The following is a 15,014-nucleotide window of genomic DNA, read 5'->3' on the forward strand; positions in this document are numbered from 1 at the left end:
GTGTTAAATTTATATATCTGTGGTGTTCTTAATAAAGAATAAATCAATCATTAATATGATCACATCAACTAAAGATTGATTAATACATACATGTACTTTAAAAAACATGGGTTTTTGTTAATGCAGACTATAGTCATAATTATTATATCTGCCATGTTATCATTAACATTTATATCATTGGCACAACATCAAGCAAGAGTGAGTAAGATTGAAAATACTAGGATTATTATCAATTCTTTAAGAGAGATTTTGCATAATTATTTTATAACACATGGTCGCTTGCCATGTCCTGCTAATCCCACAGCTAAAATTAATGATGATGAATATGGATTAGAGGGTAAGTGCTCCACAGAAGATAATTTTACTATTGGTACTATACCATTTATAACATTGGGCATATCAGAGGCAATGTCTTATGATGGTTGGAATAATAAAATTACAATTGCTACCTCAATTAATGCATCTTGTTATAAACCTTGTTTTTCACAGATTTTAAAATTAAGAGACCTTAAAGACAATATGCATAGTGACATATGGTTTAATAGTAATCCATGTTGCTGGAATGAAGAAGGTGGGAAAGAGTGCAAGAATGAAAAAAAACGTTGTTGTCAGGAAATAGACACTACTAGCACATGCTGTAACTGGAATAATGACAACAAATATTGTAAAAGAAAGCAAAGCAAGTGTTGTGCAGATGATATAGAAAATTCGACTGGTTGTACTTGTGCATTTGATTTATCCAAATCTAAGAAAACAATAACAATAGTAGATAGCATGGGTAATAATATGCTTGGTAAACATGAGGCAGCATATTTAATATTAAGTCATGGAGAAAGAGGTATTGGTGCATATAATTTACATGGCACTATTGTTAATGCATGTAATGAGAAAACTTTAGAGACAGCAAACTGCAATGGTAATGGGCAATTTGTGGATGAAGTTTTTTCTATGGAGTTAAATGAGGATTATTATGATGATATTATGACATGGGAAACAGAAGATTTTCTTAATATCTCATACCAAACATATGTTAATACTCATGAGAATATTATTATAAATACAGATAATGAGCAAGAAAAAGTAAAAAAACAATCTAATGATAAGCACACAGTTGGTCAGAAGCTATCAAAACGAATGTTACACATGGTTGTTAAGCAGCCATCAAAACAGCATGAGATAGATGTTGGTGGCACACAATCCTCCTATACAACCAGCTTAACAGCACCAATAGATTATTGTGCTATGCAGAATAGTATATGCTACAGCAAAAATAACAGTAATTTAGAATTACTATTGGCATATAATAATGCATCTTATTTTAATGATAAGGTTAGGCAGTTTAATAATTATGATTATAATCAGTCTGAGGAGATGGATGTAACAGCAGAAGAGAATTGGGAAGAGGTAGTAGTAGTACAGAATGGTCAACAAATTAAAGCATACTCATCAGATACACATGATATGAATGAAGATATGCAAAATATGGAAGAAGATACAAATTCACTATATTCAGATTATAAAGTAACAAATTCAAATTATATAACAAAGAATTATAATATAAGCAGTGACTATCCATTTGTATCATACAATAAGAGGAACAGGCATGTGCATAGTGCTGCTCATTTAAATCCTAGAAAACAGAACATAGCACATGATAATAATACTTATACGCCAAGCTATGGTAATCAAAAGATATCTATTAATCTATCTAATAAATTTACTGCTAAAGATTTTGACAATAAACAGACAGCAGATAAAAATAATAAAGATAAAAACATTGATCACAAGAAAGATTCCAGTAAGAAATATTCCCGTGTTAGCAGTGCACATAAAAAAACAAAAGATAATAATAGTCTAACAACTAGTACTACAACTAGTACTAACAACAAGGCAGCAGATAAAAATAATAAAGATAAAAACATTGATCACAAGAAAGATTCCAGTAAGAAATATTCCCGTGTTAGCAGTGCACATAAAAAAACAAAAGATAATAATCATATAGATACTGGAGTTGCAGGAAAGAATGTAGGTCAATTAAATAAGGATGTTGATGGAAAGAAATGGGGTGTTAGTATGAGTAAAACTAGGCCATATGATAAAAGTATTGATAAAAATATTAAGCACAATATGAGTATATATACAAATATTGGAGTAAAAAATCTAATAAGTATTCATAATGTGCAACAACAATTTATCTATAATAAGCATTTGCTGCAACACAATATTCATTACACACAGCACTTAAAACATAATATGAATCAACATATTAATCAGAAATATTGTACACATATCATGACACAATATGTAAAAAATAAAACAAGCATATGCTGCACAAGAAAAGCTCAAGCATATAATGTGAATATAAAACAGTATAAGGATAATAATAACTATTTACAGCATAATAAATTAAAATACAACAAGATAGCAGACAATCACAAGATGGTTAGTATACTTGCTGTTGGTTTAAATAAACCTATCTTATTGCAGCAGATTGCTAAGCAACATAGAAGATCCTAGCAGCATTGTTATTACATAGTAATGTTAGATGTGTTAGTTTGCAGTGTTTGTGTACAGCATAATGCTATATTACTTGTGATGCATAATGCTTTGACTATGTTCTGTTATGGTTTTTTTAGTTCTATATTTCATTTTTCTTTTTACTGAGTTTAATTTTCAGTTAAATCATGCAGCCATTTTGGTTGATAGATCATATAGCCTGAATCCTTGTTGCTATAACTAATGTTGGTGAATTCAGAATCTGGGGTGCATAGATTTTCTGCAACACCTAAAGGATTCAGTGCAGTGCAGATTAGAGTAGGAAGGCTACTTCCAGTTCCTCTACCACTATTACTATAAACATTACCAAATGTAATTCTACCAGTACCAGGCTTACCATCATCTATTTTTTTATCTAAAAAAGATAATACATATGAGCTAATATAAGTTGCAATAGGTATTCCTGTTGTCAAATAGCTATCTTTATATTTACCAGTCAACATTATAGAATTGCCCTTTGGAGCCATATGTAGATCTGTTGCTTTTGTTATTCTGTTTGATATTTGGCTATGAATATGAAGAAGATTTTTATTATTAATCCAATACCCAGGTATGAATGGCAGATCTTTGTCAAGATTTCCTGATAAAAGAGATGGGTTACCCTCACTATAATTTGGCACACCACAACCCAACTTATTCAATGGTAGGTAACCAGATAATGCTAGGTGACAGCTGGCCATGTCACTTTCTGTTGGATATGGATCTTTCTCGCCCTTCCATGCAGTAGCCACAATACCATCTCCATCACCAGCAATATATGCTGCATCCATGCCATCTTTTATTAATTTAAAGTCTAGAGTAACTTTATTGCAGATGCTTTTTATGTGTTCATCTCCCCATAGTTTTGTATCTGGAAAGTCACCTGGCAGGTATTGATATTGCATGTAGAAAGCAAATACTCCTTCTTCAAATGTAGTGAGTTCATTAATTATTTTTTGTGCCTCTGCAACTGCTATTAGATTTCTACTAACTAATATTGCAACACTTAATAAAGCAATTATAGATATTACTACCATGGACTCCACTATTGATATACCATGTTCTGTTTTTATAGTGGTTGCTGTCATTATTTTAGAATTGCTGATTGGTTATAAAATTAAGTATATATTTTTTTCCTTAAGTCTTTATGAAACTATAATTCAATAATTTTTCATATTAATTAGTTATGTTTTTAATTTAGATAGCAATATATTAATTAATTTAGTATTGTTTTTGATTTTTTATCAGGTTTGAATAAGACAAAATAGCAGATTAGTTTCATTGATATGAAAATATTCTATCACAATTCTGCAATGTATTTTAATAATATTAAATTCTAATTATTAAGAGAAAAGTGTATTGTTAAGTTTAAATATAGGATAATTTGATGTTTTGCTTTGATGTTTTAATTACTAACCATTTTTAGTTACACTAATTACTATCTTCCTTAGTGCTTCATTTAATTGAACAAGTATAAGCTTACTAATAGATATTTAACTTAATGTTTTCCCTTGAAGCTAAGTGCAATATAGTAGAATTCTCCAGATTCTTTGCGACTGGCTGGTGGCTTGAAGCGTTTAATTGAGTTAAACATCTTACTCACTCTTGTAAAAAAATTAGGCTCATCTCTACCATGAAATATTTTTAATACAAGACTGCCATTTATACACAATACTTCTTCCGCTAATTCCAGCACTGACTCACATAGATCAATGCTACGCAGATGATCTGTTTCTGCAATACCACAAAAAGATGGTGCTATGTCGGACATTATTAAATCTGGTCTACCAATTTTTTCCTTAATTTTGTTATGGCTAGTTGTAATATCATATTGCATAAAGTTCACGCCATTTAATGGTTCCATTTCTAAAATATCTAAAGCCCATATTTTCGTAGATGGTTTTGATTTTTTTCGTGCAACTTGTGACCAACCACCTGGTGCTGCTCCAATATCAAGAATCAAAGTGCTTTTGTTTATAATGTTAAATTTATTATCTATGCCCTCTATCTTGTATGCTGATCTAGATCTGTATCCTTCATTTTGTGCTTTGATGGTAAATACATCATGTAACTGTCTATTAAGCCATCGGGCAGAAGAGTTGCTTCGTTTTTTTGCAGTTTTTATAGTGTGTTTTAGGTTATGGGTGATTTTTGTCATTAATTCTTCCTTATATTGTATAGTTGTATAATTCTTGCTGCTGTCTCTTCCACAGATGATTGAGTTACATCAATAATGGGCCAATTATTGTGTTGGAATAGTTTATTTGCCGCATTGATTTCATCTCCAACATCTTCATGATTGGTGTATGGTTGATTTTTTGTTGTCATGCCCATAGCACACATTCTGTTTTCTCTTAGTTCAATTAATTTATTCATCTCAATAGTAAGCCCTACAATAAAATTTTGTTTTAATGATTCAATTATTTTCGCCGATGGTGTATTTCCAATAAATGGTATGTTGGCAACTTTAAAATATCGGTAAGCTAAATATATACTGGTTGGTGATTTTGATGTCCTAGACACACCAACAATAATAATATCAGCTTCAGCTAAACTAGAGGGATTTTGCCCATCATCATGTGCTAGTGTATATTCTACTGCATCTATTCTGCTAAGTGATTTTTTCCCACTCATTTGATTTTTGTTGGTAGAAATTTTTGTGTGTAAATATTTTTCTAGATCTTTTATAATCCCTGAGATTGCAGGAATACAGTGGACATTGATTTTGTTACACTGTTTTATTAGGTAGTTTTGTACTCTATCATTGAAGATTGTGCATATTACTATACCTGGTTTTTTCTTTATATTAGACATCAAATTATTAACACTTTTTTCACTGCTTACTAATGGCCACATGTAAGATTGTATTTTGATTGTGTTAAAATTAGCAAAAATTGCTCTTGCAATTGTTGCAGTAGTTTCACAGGTGAAGTCTGACACTAGATAGACATTGTGATGCTGCATGTTATTGACTTATTTTTATTCTTATTATAGAATTCAAGCAAATTTTTGCTAGGTCTTTGTGTGTCATCTTCCTTTTTTTTATCTTCTGTAGAAGATGTAGTGACTGGTTTAGCTATGGGTGAGATGTGTATTGTAATTGATAGTGCAGATCGAGAAAATGAGGGTGATTTATTGATTGCTGCATCTTTTATTACTCCAGATAGTATGAATTTTTTAACTAAATATGCACGAGGTATAGTATGTGTAACAGTTGTAGAGGCTGACATATTACGCCTTGGCCTTGTTTTATCACCTAAGAAAAATAGCATAGAACATACTGCTAATTTTGCCCTTTCAGTTGATGCAGTAGAAAAACATGGTGTTACAACTGGTGTTTCATGCCGTGATCGGGTGCAAACTATAAAAACCATGTTAGATAAAAACAGCACACCATCTGATTTGATGTCGCCAGGTCATATGTTTCCTTTAGTGGCAAAATTGGGCGGTGTCTTGGAACGCCCTGGTCATACTGAGGCTAGTATTGAGCTGATGGAAATGGCTGGTTTACCTAAAATGGCTGTTATTTGTGAAGTTATGGCAGATAATGGTGAGATGATGAGAACAGATGGCTTGATTTCATTTGCAAAAAGTTATAATATTAAGATTGTTTCAATTGATGAAATTGTAAAATACAAGAAACGTTTGAAAATGATAGGCTAAAAAATGAAACGTACTTACCAACCCAGTAATCTTGTTAGGAAGCGTAGACATGGATTTAGAGCTAGAATGCGCACACATGGTGGGAGAAACGTTATTAGACGCAGAAGATTGGCTGGTAGAAGAATTTTATCTGCATAATTTTGGCAATGAGTGTTCAATTACAAACACTAAAATGGCATAAAGAGTTTAGTATTGTTGCCCAATTTGGTAATGTAGTTTTTTCACATTCCATAATTTTGCAACATACTAGGCTGTGTGCTGTAAAAAAAAGATTTCCTGTTAATTCTATAATATATGGCATAACTATCAGCAAAAGAGTTGGTGGGGCTGTTGTGCGTAATCGAATAAAGCGTTTGTTGCGCATAGCAATTAAAAACATGCTACCAATTTTACGCCAAGACTTATGTTATATAGTTGTGTGTAAACGTAGGGCTGTTGAGAAAAGCTTGGATGAACTTAGGCGTGAATTGGTTTTTTGTATACAAAGAGCACACAAATATTATTAATTTGTTAATATATTGGATAGTTAATGTTATTTCTATTGGATCATGCCCTCCTAAGTTACATGGGTGAGATTTTATGATTCTTCTTGCCCTTTTTTGTTTATTATCCAGTTTTTTATTAACTCAGTCTACTGGGTCATGCCCCCCTAAGTTCCATGGGTGACATTTTATGATTCTTTTTACTCCTTTGGTTATTCCCAGTATTAATCCATTTTTTTTTATTACATCTATACAATATTGTGAGCAAGTAGGATAGAAGCGACATCTGTGCTGCATAAAAGGAGAGATTGTAATTTTATAAAAATAAATAGGCATTATTATTATAGCTATGATTATTTTTTTAATATTATTGTAAATTGTATACATTTTATTTATTAATATAAAAATAATTTTAGTTTTTATTATGTGATTTTGTAATTGGTTATGCATCAAATTAATTAGTTTATTGATATCTATAGTTGTATATTTTTTATATTTTGATATTTATAGTTGTGTATTGTAAACAATATTTTTTATCTAGTTCATATATTTATTTTTCATGTTGATTATTTGTTTAGCAAATTGATACTAACACGTAATTAAATTATATAACTAAGATAGTCAGTACATATAATTTAGAAATTAGAAATATTAAATATAAAGATGGTAGAATTGGAAATGATGGATGTGGTAATAAAATTAGGCAGTAATAATAGAAAAAGAAACAAGATATATAGAATACAATTAAAAACAGATGATACAACATGTGTGCAGTTAAAGAAGACTGTTACTCATTCATATTTTGTTTGGCAGTACTTCATGTGTATTAATAATCATAAGGCAGAGCAGGAAGCATCTGTTGGCAATGTTAAACATTGCAGGGAGATGTTGTATTTATTAGATTTGTTAGATAATTTTTCAGCGCTATTAGATAATTTGTTACATAATAAGTCAGCTCCAAAGAATTTATATGAAAAATTTTTTACTGGTTTTTACCAAAATTTTAGGAATGTTTTGTACAGCCAGTCAACACTTGAGAATGGTTGTTGTGTAGAGTTAGAGAAATTCTTAAAAAGACATATTAAATCGTGTGAAATTCTTAAAAGATATGTAAACAACTCTATTGCATCAAATTGGAATGAGTTTATGAATGGTAATGAAATGTGCAACTGGTTAACGTTATTAAAGCAATCAGATAAATATGCATTCTTGAATGAAGTATCTTGCACTGCTTTACAGCAGAAATTAAGAGATCTGGCATTGCATGTACTACCTGCAAAAGAAAAACACAAAGCATCAATATTATCTGGAATAGAGCCTAACAATTCTTTTCGTATCACTTTTGGTTATTCTAGAGTTAGAAAAAATGTTATTTTAAAAGGCAATGGTATCAGATTGCCTAAGATTGGTTGGGTGGATTTTTATAAAAAATATAAAATTGATGGTAATTGTAAAATGGTAACAGTTTTTTGTTATCAGGATGCTTGGTATGTTTGTTTGCAAGTAGAATTGGATGTTTGATTTATTTGTTGTTAATTGTTAATCTTTGGCTTTACTGTTGTTTAATGCTGTGATATCCACTTCTAATTCACCAGCTATTGCTGTTCTATGGCATGCAGAAGTAATGAGTAAGTTATTATATTTGTTAGCATAAACAAGATAATTCCATCCAGTTTTAAATTCTGCTCCACAGTCTTCTGGATTACGACTCGACAGTATATAGTAGTATGAGTCATTCATTGTGTTTTTTGCTGTACTACTGATATTGTTGTGATTGTTGTGAAGTGTGTTGTTTAATATTTTTTCTAAGATATTGTTACTTTTTTTAAGCTCAACGTTTTGTTTGTGGCTTGCATGCCAAGTATTGCTATTGCTGATTTTAGCAATATAGTGCACTGAATCAATGTTGACAATATCTGTAACTACTCCATGTACCACTATATCGCTGTTTTGCAATGATTTTTGCATACTGTCTTTGATTGTCTTGCTTGATAATGAACACTTACAAGATGCTGTCTCTGAGAATGCATTGGTAAAAATAACTAGTATGCCACCAAGCATCATGGTGTTAAATAATATCAATGTTTTGTTTTTCATGATGCATTATAGCTTTATTTTAGTAAGATTAATTGTAGCATGATAGGCTTAATGAAAAATTAAATCAGCATAGCATTATAATGCTAATGCTATTAAATTGACCAGTAGCTTATAATGCTCAGTTAAGATGTTACATTGCTTTATAGGCAATAATTGCTTTAATTATGTCATATGCCATAGCCATTTGCACATCAGTGCTGTACATAATTTCTCGTGCTTTTTTGTGTGTATTATTATTTGTTTGTGACTGTTTATTGTGCAGATGGCCAGGTAGATCGGATTCTTTGTATGTTTTGTGATTTAAGAATTCTACTTTGGCATTTTCTAATACTATATCTGGTGTTATGCCCTCTGCTTGTATGGATTTCCCAGATGGCGTATAGTATCGTGAGGTTGTGATTCTAATAGCAGCAGAATCATTTTGGAATGGAATAATGCTTTGCACTGATCCTTTGCCAAAAGATTTGGTGCCAACTAGTACTGCACGCTTGTGGTCTTGTAAAGCACCAGCAACAATTTCAGATGCAGATGCAGTACCACCATTTATTAGTACAACCATAGGTGTGTTAGATGTAATGTCTTTACCAGATGCATTGTATCGCGTAATGTCTTCTTTATGTCTACCTCTTGTGGACACAATCTCACCAGATGAGATAAATGAGTCTGTGACACCTATTGCTTGATTCAATAAACCACCTGGATTGTTGCGTAGATCAAGCAATATTCCTTTAACTTTGGCTTTTCTGCTACTTAGATTGTGCTTTTTAAGCTCTTTTTTTATTGACTCAGATGTTTGTTCTGTGAATGATGCTACTCTAATATAAAGAACATCATTATACAGTTGTGCTTTAATAGGATTTATTTTAATAATATCTCTTGTTAATATAATTTCTAAGGGATCTTTAGCTTCTGCTCGAATGATAGTTAATTTGATTTTTGTATCTGCTTCACCACGCATCATTGTAACAGCTTCTTGTAAACTTAAGCCAATTATAGATTTATCATCTACTGCAGTTATATAATCACCTGGTTTAATGCCCATTTTAAAAGCAGGTGTATCATCTATTGGAGACATAACCTTAACAAAGCCATTATCAATTGTGACTTCCATGCCAAGTCCACCAAATTCACCTTTGGTTTGCATTTTTATTTCTTTAAAACTTGTAGAGTTAAGATACCCAGAATGGGGGTCTAGACCAGTAAGCATTCCATTTAAAGCATGTTCAATTAGTTTATCACTAGTCACTGGATCAACATATTCATTACGAATTTTTTCAAAAATATCACCAAATTTTTTTAGTTGTTTTAAAGTATTTTGGTCATTTTCTGCCAAGGTATTAACTGCAATACATATGCATATAATTAGTACTGAGATTATTTTTCGCATGATGCATGGGTAAATTATATCTTCAAAGTAATCTAATATCATTTTTCTATATCTTTGACAATTAGTTTGTTGTAATGTATATTTACTTACTTAAGGTTTAGGCTTTTTCTATCAAGTCTTACAATGTATTCTTGGAGATGTTATGTTGGCTTTTTTTGTCACAACACATTTACTAATTTCAATCATTTTAATTGTTTTAATTTTGCTTTCGCAACCATCCTCAGCAAGTGTTACAAGTGGCATAGGGGCGAATATAAGTAATGTTGGATCTATGAACACTAGGAAATCAATGTCTTTTTCTTCTAAGCTTATTATGTGCTTTGCCATGCTGTTTTTTTGCAATAGCCTAGCTGTGGCATTGCTGAATCATAAAAATAAAGTTATTAATATACAGATTCCTACATTAACAGAACAGGAAGGCAGCAGTGCTTCTTCAGAAGAGGGTTTGTTCAATGAACTTCCAGCTGTTCCTATGCAATAGATATTTGGTGCATTATGTCTAATTTTATTTTTGTTACTGGAGGGGTTGTATCTTCTTTGGGTAAAGGTATTGCTGCAGCTGGTTTGGCAATGTTGTTAGGCAGGTGTGGCTTTAAGATTCGGGTTCGTAAGTTTGATCCATATTTTAATGTTGATTCTGGTACAATGAGCCCAGGAGAGCATGGTGAGGTGTTTGTTACCAATGATGGCACTGAAGCCGATTTGGATATAGGGCATTATGAGCGTTTTACTGGATGCAATGCTAATAATAAAGATAGCATTACTATGGGCAAGGTATTTGCTGAGCTTTTAATGCGGGAGCGCAGGGGCGATTTCTTGGGTAAAACAATTCAGGTTGTGCCACATGTAACTAATATTATTAAAGAGTTTATCCAAAATGATTCCAATGATTTTGATTTTATTATATGTGAAATTGGTGGAACAGTTGGTGATATTGAAGCATTATCTTTCTTAGAGGCCATTAGGCAATTGAATTATGAATTAGGTGTTGGTAAAACAATGCATATACATACCACTTTAGTACCACACTTAAGTACTACATCTGAATTAAAAACTAAGCCAACCCAACATTCTGTTAAAGAGTTGCGTTCTATAGGAATACAGCCCAATATGTTACTTTGTCGTTCTGAGACTGTGTTATCAAGCAAAGAGTTAAATAAAATTTCTCTTATGTGTAGCTTGCCACCAGAGATGGTTATTTCAGCACCAAATGTTTCTAATGTTTATGAAGTGCCTTTAGTTTACCATGAGGCTGGTTTTGATAAAGTGGTTATGGAGCATTTTGGTCTTTTGGGGTGTAGTCCTAATCTGCTAGACTGGCATAGATTTGTTGATAGTATCAATAACCCAGTTCATACGATAAAAGTAGCACTGGTAGGAAAATATACTAAATTTGGTGATGCATATAGATCTGTTATAGAGGCATTGAATCATGGTGGTGTAATTCATTTGACTAAAGTAGAAATTGTTATGGTTGATGCTAAAAAATTAGCTGCAGATGGAGTGGTTAGTGCATTAGATGAAGTTGATGCTGTGGTGATTCCCGGTGGTTTTGGCTATGAAGGTGTAGAGGGTATAATAAGTGCAATAAAATACTCACGTGAAAATAATATACCAACTTTAGGTATATGTCTTGGCATGCAGCTTGCAGTAATAGAGTTTGCACGTAATGTTATTGGTTGGAATGATGCAATTTCCAGTGAATTTTCAAGCAGTGGTTGTATGGTTGTTGGTTTAATGGAGGAATGGATTGGAGCTGATGCTAAAATGGAAAAAAGAAGCTCTAGTGATGATAAAGGTGGAACTATGCGTTTAGGTTCTTACTCTTGTGACATTAATCGTAATAGTAAAATGTTTGAGATATATAAGCAAGAGCTGATTGATGAGAGACATAGGCATAGATTTGAGATTAATGTTCAATATATGAGTACATTTGAGCAACATGGCATGATATTTAGCGGTACTTCTGCTCACGGCTCAGTGCTTGAAGCATTAGAGATAAAATCACATCCATGGTTTATAGCAACACAGTTTCATCCAGAATTAAAGTCAAAGATACTTGACCCACACCCATTATTTGTTTCTTTAGTAGAGATGGCATTGCAGCACTCTAAGAATATTAGAACATTATAAATAACTACAGTTTGATTTTTTGTATTATTTATGCATTGATTTTTACTTTATATATTGTAGCATTTAGTAGTTTGTCAATTTTGATTTAGGGGTAGTTGTGTCATATGATCACCGGAAAGCAATGGAAAATGCTTGGCAGAAATGGAATGCTTATGGTGTTTTTAATGCTGATGCAGCTAGCCAGAAGAAAAAAAGTTATGTTTTGTCAATGATGCCTTACCCATCAGGCAGTATACACATGGGTCATGTGCGCAATTATGTTATTGGTGATATCATAGCAAGACATAAAAAGGCAACTGGTCACAATGTTTTACATCCAATAGGATGGGATGCATTTGGTCTGCCTGCTGAGAATGCTGCAGTGTTGAATAATACTAACCCTGCTGTATGGACTGCTGGAAATATTGCTGCTATGCGCTCACAGTTAAAACGAATTGGCCTATCATATGACTGGACTCGAGAGCTGTGCACATGTGATGCAAGTTACTTTTCCCAAGAGCAGGCATTCTTTTTGCAAATGTTTGCAAATGGCATGGTGTATCGCAAAGAAGAATGGGTTAATTGGGATCCTATTGATCATACTGTGTTGGCTAATGAACAGGTTATTGGTGGAAAAGGCTGGAGATCTGGTGCATTGGTTGAAAAGCGTAAACTTAATCAATGGTTCATTAGGGCATCTAGTTATGCAGAGAGTTTATTGCAAGGTTTGGATGAGCTGCCAAAATGGCCAGAGAAAGTTAAATCTATGCAACGAATGTGGATTGGCAAATCAGCTGGTGTTTTGGTTGATTTTATGTTAGCAGATGGTGGTGGTGATTTGCAAATTTTCACTACTAAGCCAGAGACATTATCAGGTGCATCATTTTGTGCTTTATCTCTTTCACATCCCATTATAAGCAAGAAAAGTAAGGTTGACAAAGCATTGCATCATTTTATTAGTGTGCATCTTGGTGATGCTGTAGCACGAGAAGATATGGAAAAATATGGTTTTGATTTAGATTTTGATGTGATTAATCCTGTAAATGGTGAGAAAATACCAGTTTATGCAGCTAATTTTGTTCTTGATAGTTATGGTGTGGGTGCCGTTTTTGGCTGCCCTGCACATGATGAAAGAGATCATGAGTTTGCTGTTAAGTATAATTTACCTATAAAGAAGGTTGTAGAATCCAGTAATGACTTTGATTATACACAAGGGACAATGGTGGAAGGTGTTTTGTTTGCAGGAAAGTCAGTATTGGAAGCTAGAGAGTCAATGATTAAATACCTAGAGAAAAATAATCTAGGTCATAGAAAGATAAGTTATAGATTAAGGGATTGGGGCATATCACGTCAACGATATTGGGGCTGTCCAATCCCAATTATTTATTGTGACAATTGTGGCATTGTACCTGTGCCAGAGAGTGATTTGCCTGTTGAGTTGCCAACTGATATTGATTTATCTAAAACTGGTAATCATTTAGTCAATCATCCAACTTGGAAACATGTTCTTTGTCCAGTATGTGATAAGATGGCTACCAGAGAAACAGATACATTTGACACTTTTTTTGAGTCATCTTGGTATTTTTTGGCATTTTGCTCTGAGGATGGGTATTTATCTCAAGATGAGTTGATGAAATGGATGCCAGTAGATCATTATATTGGTGGTATAGAGCATGCAATTTTGCATTTACTGTATGCTAGATTATTTTGTCGCATGATGATAGATATTGGCTATAAGGGCATTCCACTTGAGCCATTTAACTCCCTGCTTACGCAAGGCATGGTATGTCATAAAACATTTAAGAATGCTAATGGTGAATGGCTTTTCCCTGAAGAAGCGCAGAGTTATGATAATGTAGTTATTGGTTCTGTGGAAAAAATGAGTAAATCTAAAAAAAATGTTGTTGATCCTGTGGCTATATTGGATAAATATGGTGCAGATACAGTTCGTTTGTTTATTGTTTCAGACACCCCACCAGAGAAAGATTTAGAATGGTCAGATAAAGGCATTGCTGGGGCATGGCGCTTTATTAATAAGGTTTGGGATTTTGTTTTTTCACTTAATAGCAAACCAATTACCAATGAAAGTATGCATGACATTGTTAAGATTATTAGCATGTGCAGTGTTGCAGAATATGTAAAGATTGCACATAAGACTATTAGAAACACCACAGATCATCTAGAGGGTATGCGTTTTAATAGTGCAATTGCTGAAATTCGTGCTTTTTTTAATGTGTGTGTTAAGATGGATGTAGATAGTATAGAGTTTTTTGCTGCACTTTTTTTGCGCTTGATAGATCCTTTTATTCCACATACAACTCAGGCATTATGGGAATGTTTGGGTGGTAATAGTCTTATGTGTTTAATGGAATGGCCAGTTTATGATCCTGAGTTTGTATCTGATTCTATGGCAACTGTGGTGATACAGGTGAATGGAAGGGTGCGTAGCATGATAGATGTTGCAGTTGGCAGTGAACAGAGTTTAGTTTACTCAATGGCCATGAAAGAAAAGAAGGTGTTGAGATTTCTTCAGGGTAAAAATGTTACTAAAGTTGTTTTTATTCCTGATAAGGTGCTGAACATTGTAGTTTGCTAATGGTTTGTCTATCTGTATTGATACAGTTTGGTTAATGGCTGTTTGTTGTTAAGTTATTGTAGATAGAGGATTTGCATAGTTTTTGCTCTGATGTTATTTTGTTGTTGTAATTAATTTTTTCTTGGGGAAAATAATGGTTAAA

The 15,014-nt window shown here is 32.7% G+C and carries 14 protein-coding genes and 1 pseudogene; 9 read left to right on the plus strand and 6 right to left on the minus strand.

What is annotated here, in order from left to right; genetic code table 11:
* The first annotated feature begins 120 nt into the window (after positions 1-120).
* Complete coding sequence (locus AABI72_RS01115) at positions 121-2,517, plus strand: type II secretion system protein (protein ID WP_338363609.1); 2,397 nt, start codon at positions 121-123, stop codon at positions 2,515-2,517.
* 149 nt (positions 2,518-2,666) lie between these two features.
* On the opposite strand, the gene AABI72_RS01120 is transcribed toward AABI72_RS01115, so the two are convergent.
* The 3 genes from AABI72_RS01120 to ppsR all read right to left on the minus strand — a co-directional run bounded on the left by AABI72_RS01120 (position 2,667) and on the right by ppsR (position 5,499).
* Positions 2,667-3,623 (minus strand): hypothetical protein, encoded by a 957-nt coding sequence (locus AABI72_RS01120; RefSeq protein ID WP_338363611.1) that lies wholly within the window; start codon positions 3,621-3,623, stop codon positions 2,667-2,669.
* 410 nt (positions 3,624-4,033) lie between these two features.
* Positions 4,034-4,693, minus strand: coding sequence for an RlmE family RNA methyltransferase (locus AABI72_RS01125; RefSeq protein ID WP_338363613.1), 660 nt, complete (start codon positions 4,691-4,693; stop codon positions 4,034-4,036).
* Positions 4,693-5,499 (minus strand): pyruvate, phosphate dikinase/phosphoenolpyruvate synthase regulator, encoded by an 807-nt coding sequence (ppsR, locus tag AABI72_RS01130; protein ID WP_338363615.1) that lies wholly within the window; start codon positions 5,497-5,499, stop codon positions 4,693-4,695. Before ppsR ends, AABI72_RS01125 begins: the two co-directional genes overlap by 1 nt.
* A gap of 60 nt (positions 5,500-5,559) precedes the next feature.
* Between ppsR and ribB the strand changes: the two genes are divergently transcribed.
* The 3 genes from ribB to rnpA are packed head-to-tail and all read left to right on the plus strand — an operon-like array spanning position 5,560 to position 6,704.
* The gene (ribB, locus tag AABI72_RS01135; RefSeq protein ID WP_338363617.1) at positions 5,560-6,198 is read left to right on the plus strand and encodes a 3,4-dihydroxy-2-butanone-4-phosphate synthase; all 639 of its coding nucleotides are present in this window, start codon (positions 5,560-5,562) and stop codon (positions 6,196-6,198) included.
* A 3-nt stretch (positions 6,199-6,201) separates the two neighbouring features.
* Positions 6,202-6,336 carry a 50S ribosomal protein L34 gene (rpmH, locus tag AABI72_RS01140; protein ID WP_338363619.1) on the plus strand — a complete coding sequence of 45 codons (135 nt, stop codon included), beginning with the start codon at positions 6,202-6,204 and terminating at the stop codon, positions 6,334-6,336.
* An 8-nt stretch (positions 6,337-6,344) separates the two neighbouring features.
* Positions 6,345-6,704, plus strand: coding sequence for a ribonuclease P protein component (gene rnpA, locus AABI72_RS01145; RefSeq protein WP_338363621.1), 360 nt, complete (start codon positions 6,345-6,347; stop codon positions 6,702-6,704).
* Between the two features lie 120 nt (positions 6,705-6,824).
* Here the strand turns inward: rnpA and yidD are convergent, their stop codons facing one another.
* Complete coding sequence (gene yidD, locus AABI72_RS01150) at positions 6,825-7,016, minus strand: membrane protein insertion efficiency factor YidD (protein ID WP_338363623.1); 192 nt, start codon at positions 7,014-7,016, stop codon at positions 6,825-6,827.
* Between the two features lie 327 nt (positions 7,017-7,343).
* Between yidD and AABI72_RS01155 the strand changes: the two genes are divergently transcribed.
* The gene (locus AABI72_RS01155) at positions 7,344-8,201 is read left to right on the plus strand and encodes a hypothetical protein (protein ID WP_338363625.1); all 858 of its coding nucleotides are present in this window, start codon (positions 7,344-7,346) and stop codon (positions 8,199-8,201) included.
* A gap of 18 nt (positions 8,202-8,219) precedes the next feature.
* Here AABI72_RS01155 and AABI72_RS01160 read toward each other — a convergent pair whose 3' ends face one another.
* Complete coding sequence (locus tag AABI72_RS01160) at positions 8,220-8,777, minus strand: hypothetical protein (protein ID WP_338363627.1); 558 nt, start codon at positions 8,775-8,777, stop codon at positions 8,220-8,222.
* A gap of 130 nt (positions 8,778-8,907) precedes the next feature.
* On the minus strand, positions 8,908-10,164 hold the full coding sequence (locus AABI72_RS01165) for a S41 family peptidase (protein ID WP_338363629.1): 1,257 nt from the start codon (positions 10,162-10,164) through the stop codon (positions 8,908-8,910).
* A 142-nt stretch (positions 10,165-10,306) separates the two neighbouring features.
* Between AABI72_RS01165 and AABI72_RS04970 the strand changes: the two are divergent.
* From AABI72_RS04970 to leuS, 4 genes and pseudogenes are all read left to right on the plus strand, one after another.
* A pseudogene (locus AABI72_RS04970) lies at positions 10,307-10,471 on the plus strand (hypothetical protein); the annotation flags it as partial.
* An 18-nt stretch (positions 10,472-10,489) separates the two neighbouring features.
* A complete protein-coding gene (locus AABI72_RS01175; RefSeq protein WP_338363633.1) occupies positions 10,490-10,645 on the plus strand; it encodes a hypothetical protein in 156 nt (51 codons plus the stop codon).
* A gap of 14 nt (positions 10,646-10,659) precedes the next feature.
* Positions 10,660-12,297 (plus strand): CTP synthase, encoded by a 1,638-nt coding sequence (locus tag AABI72_RS01180; RefSeq protein WP_338363635.1) that lies wholly within the window; start codon positions 10,660-10,662, stop codon positions 12,295-12,297.
* A gap of 97 nt (positions 12,298-12,394) precedes the next feature.
* Complete coding sequence (gene leuS / locus AABI72_RS01185; RefSeq protein WP_338363636.1) at positions 12,395-14,872, plus strand: leucine--tRNA ligase; 2,478 nt, start codon at positions 12,395-12,397, stop codon at positions 14,870-14,872.
* Positions 14,873-15,014: the final 142 nt, after the last annotated feature.

It is taken from the genome of Candidatus Xenohaliotis californiensis, assembly GCF_963930935.1.
Classification (GTDB): Bacteria; Pseudomonadota; Alphaproteobacteria; order Rickettsiales; family CAWVOK01; genus Xenohaliotis; species Xenohaliotis californiensis.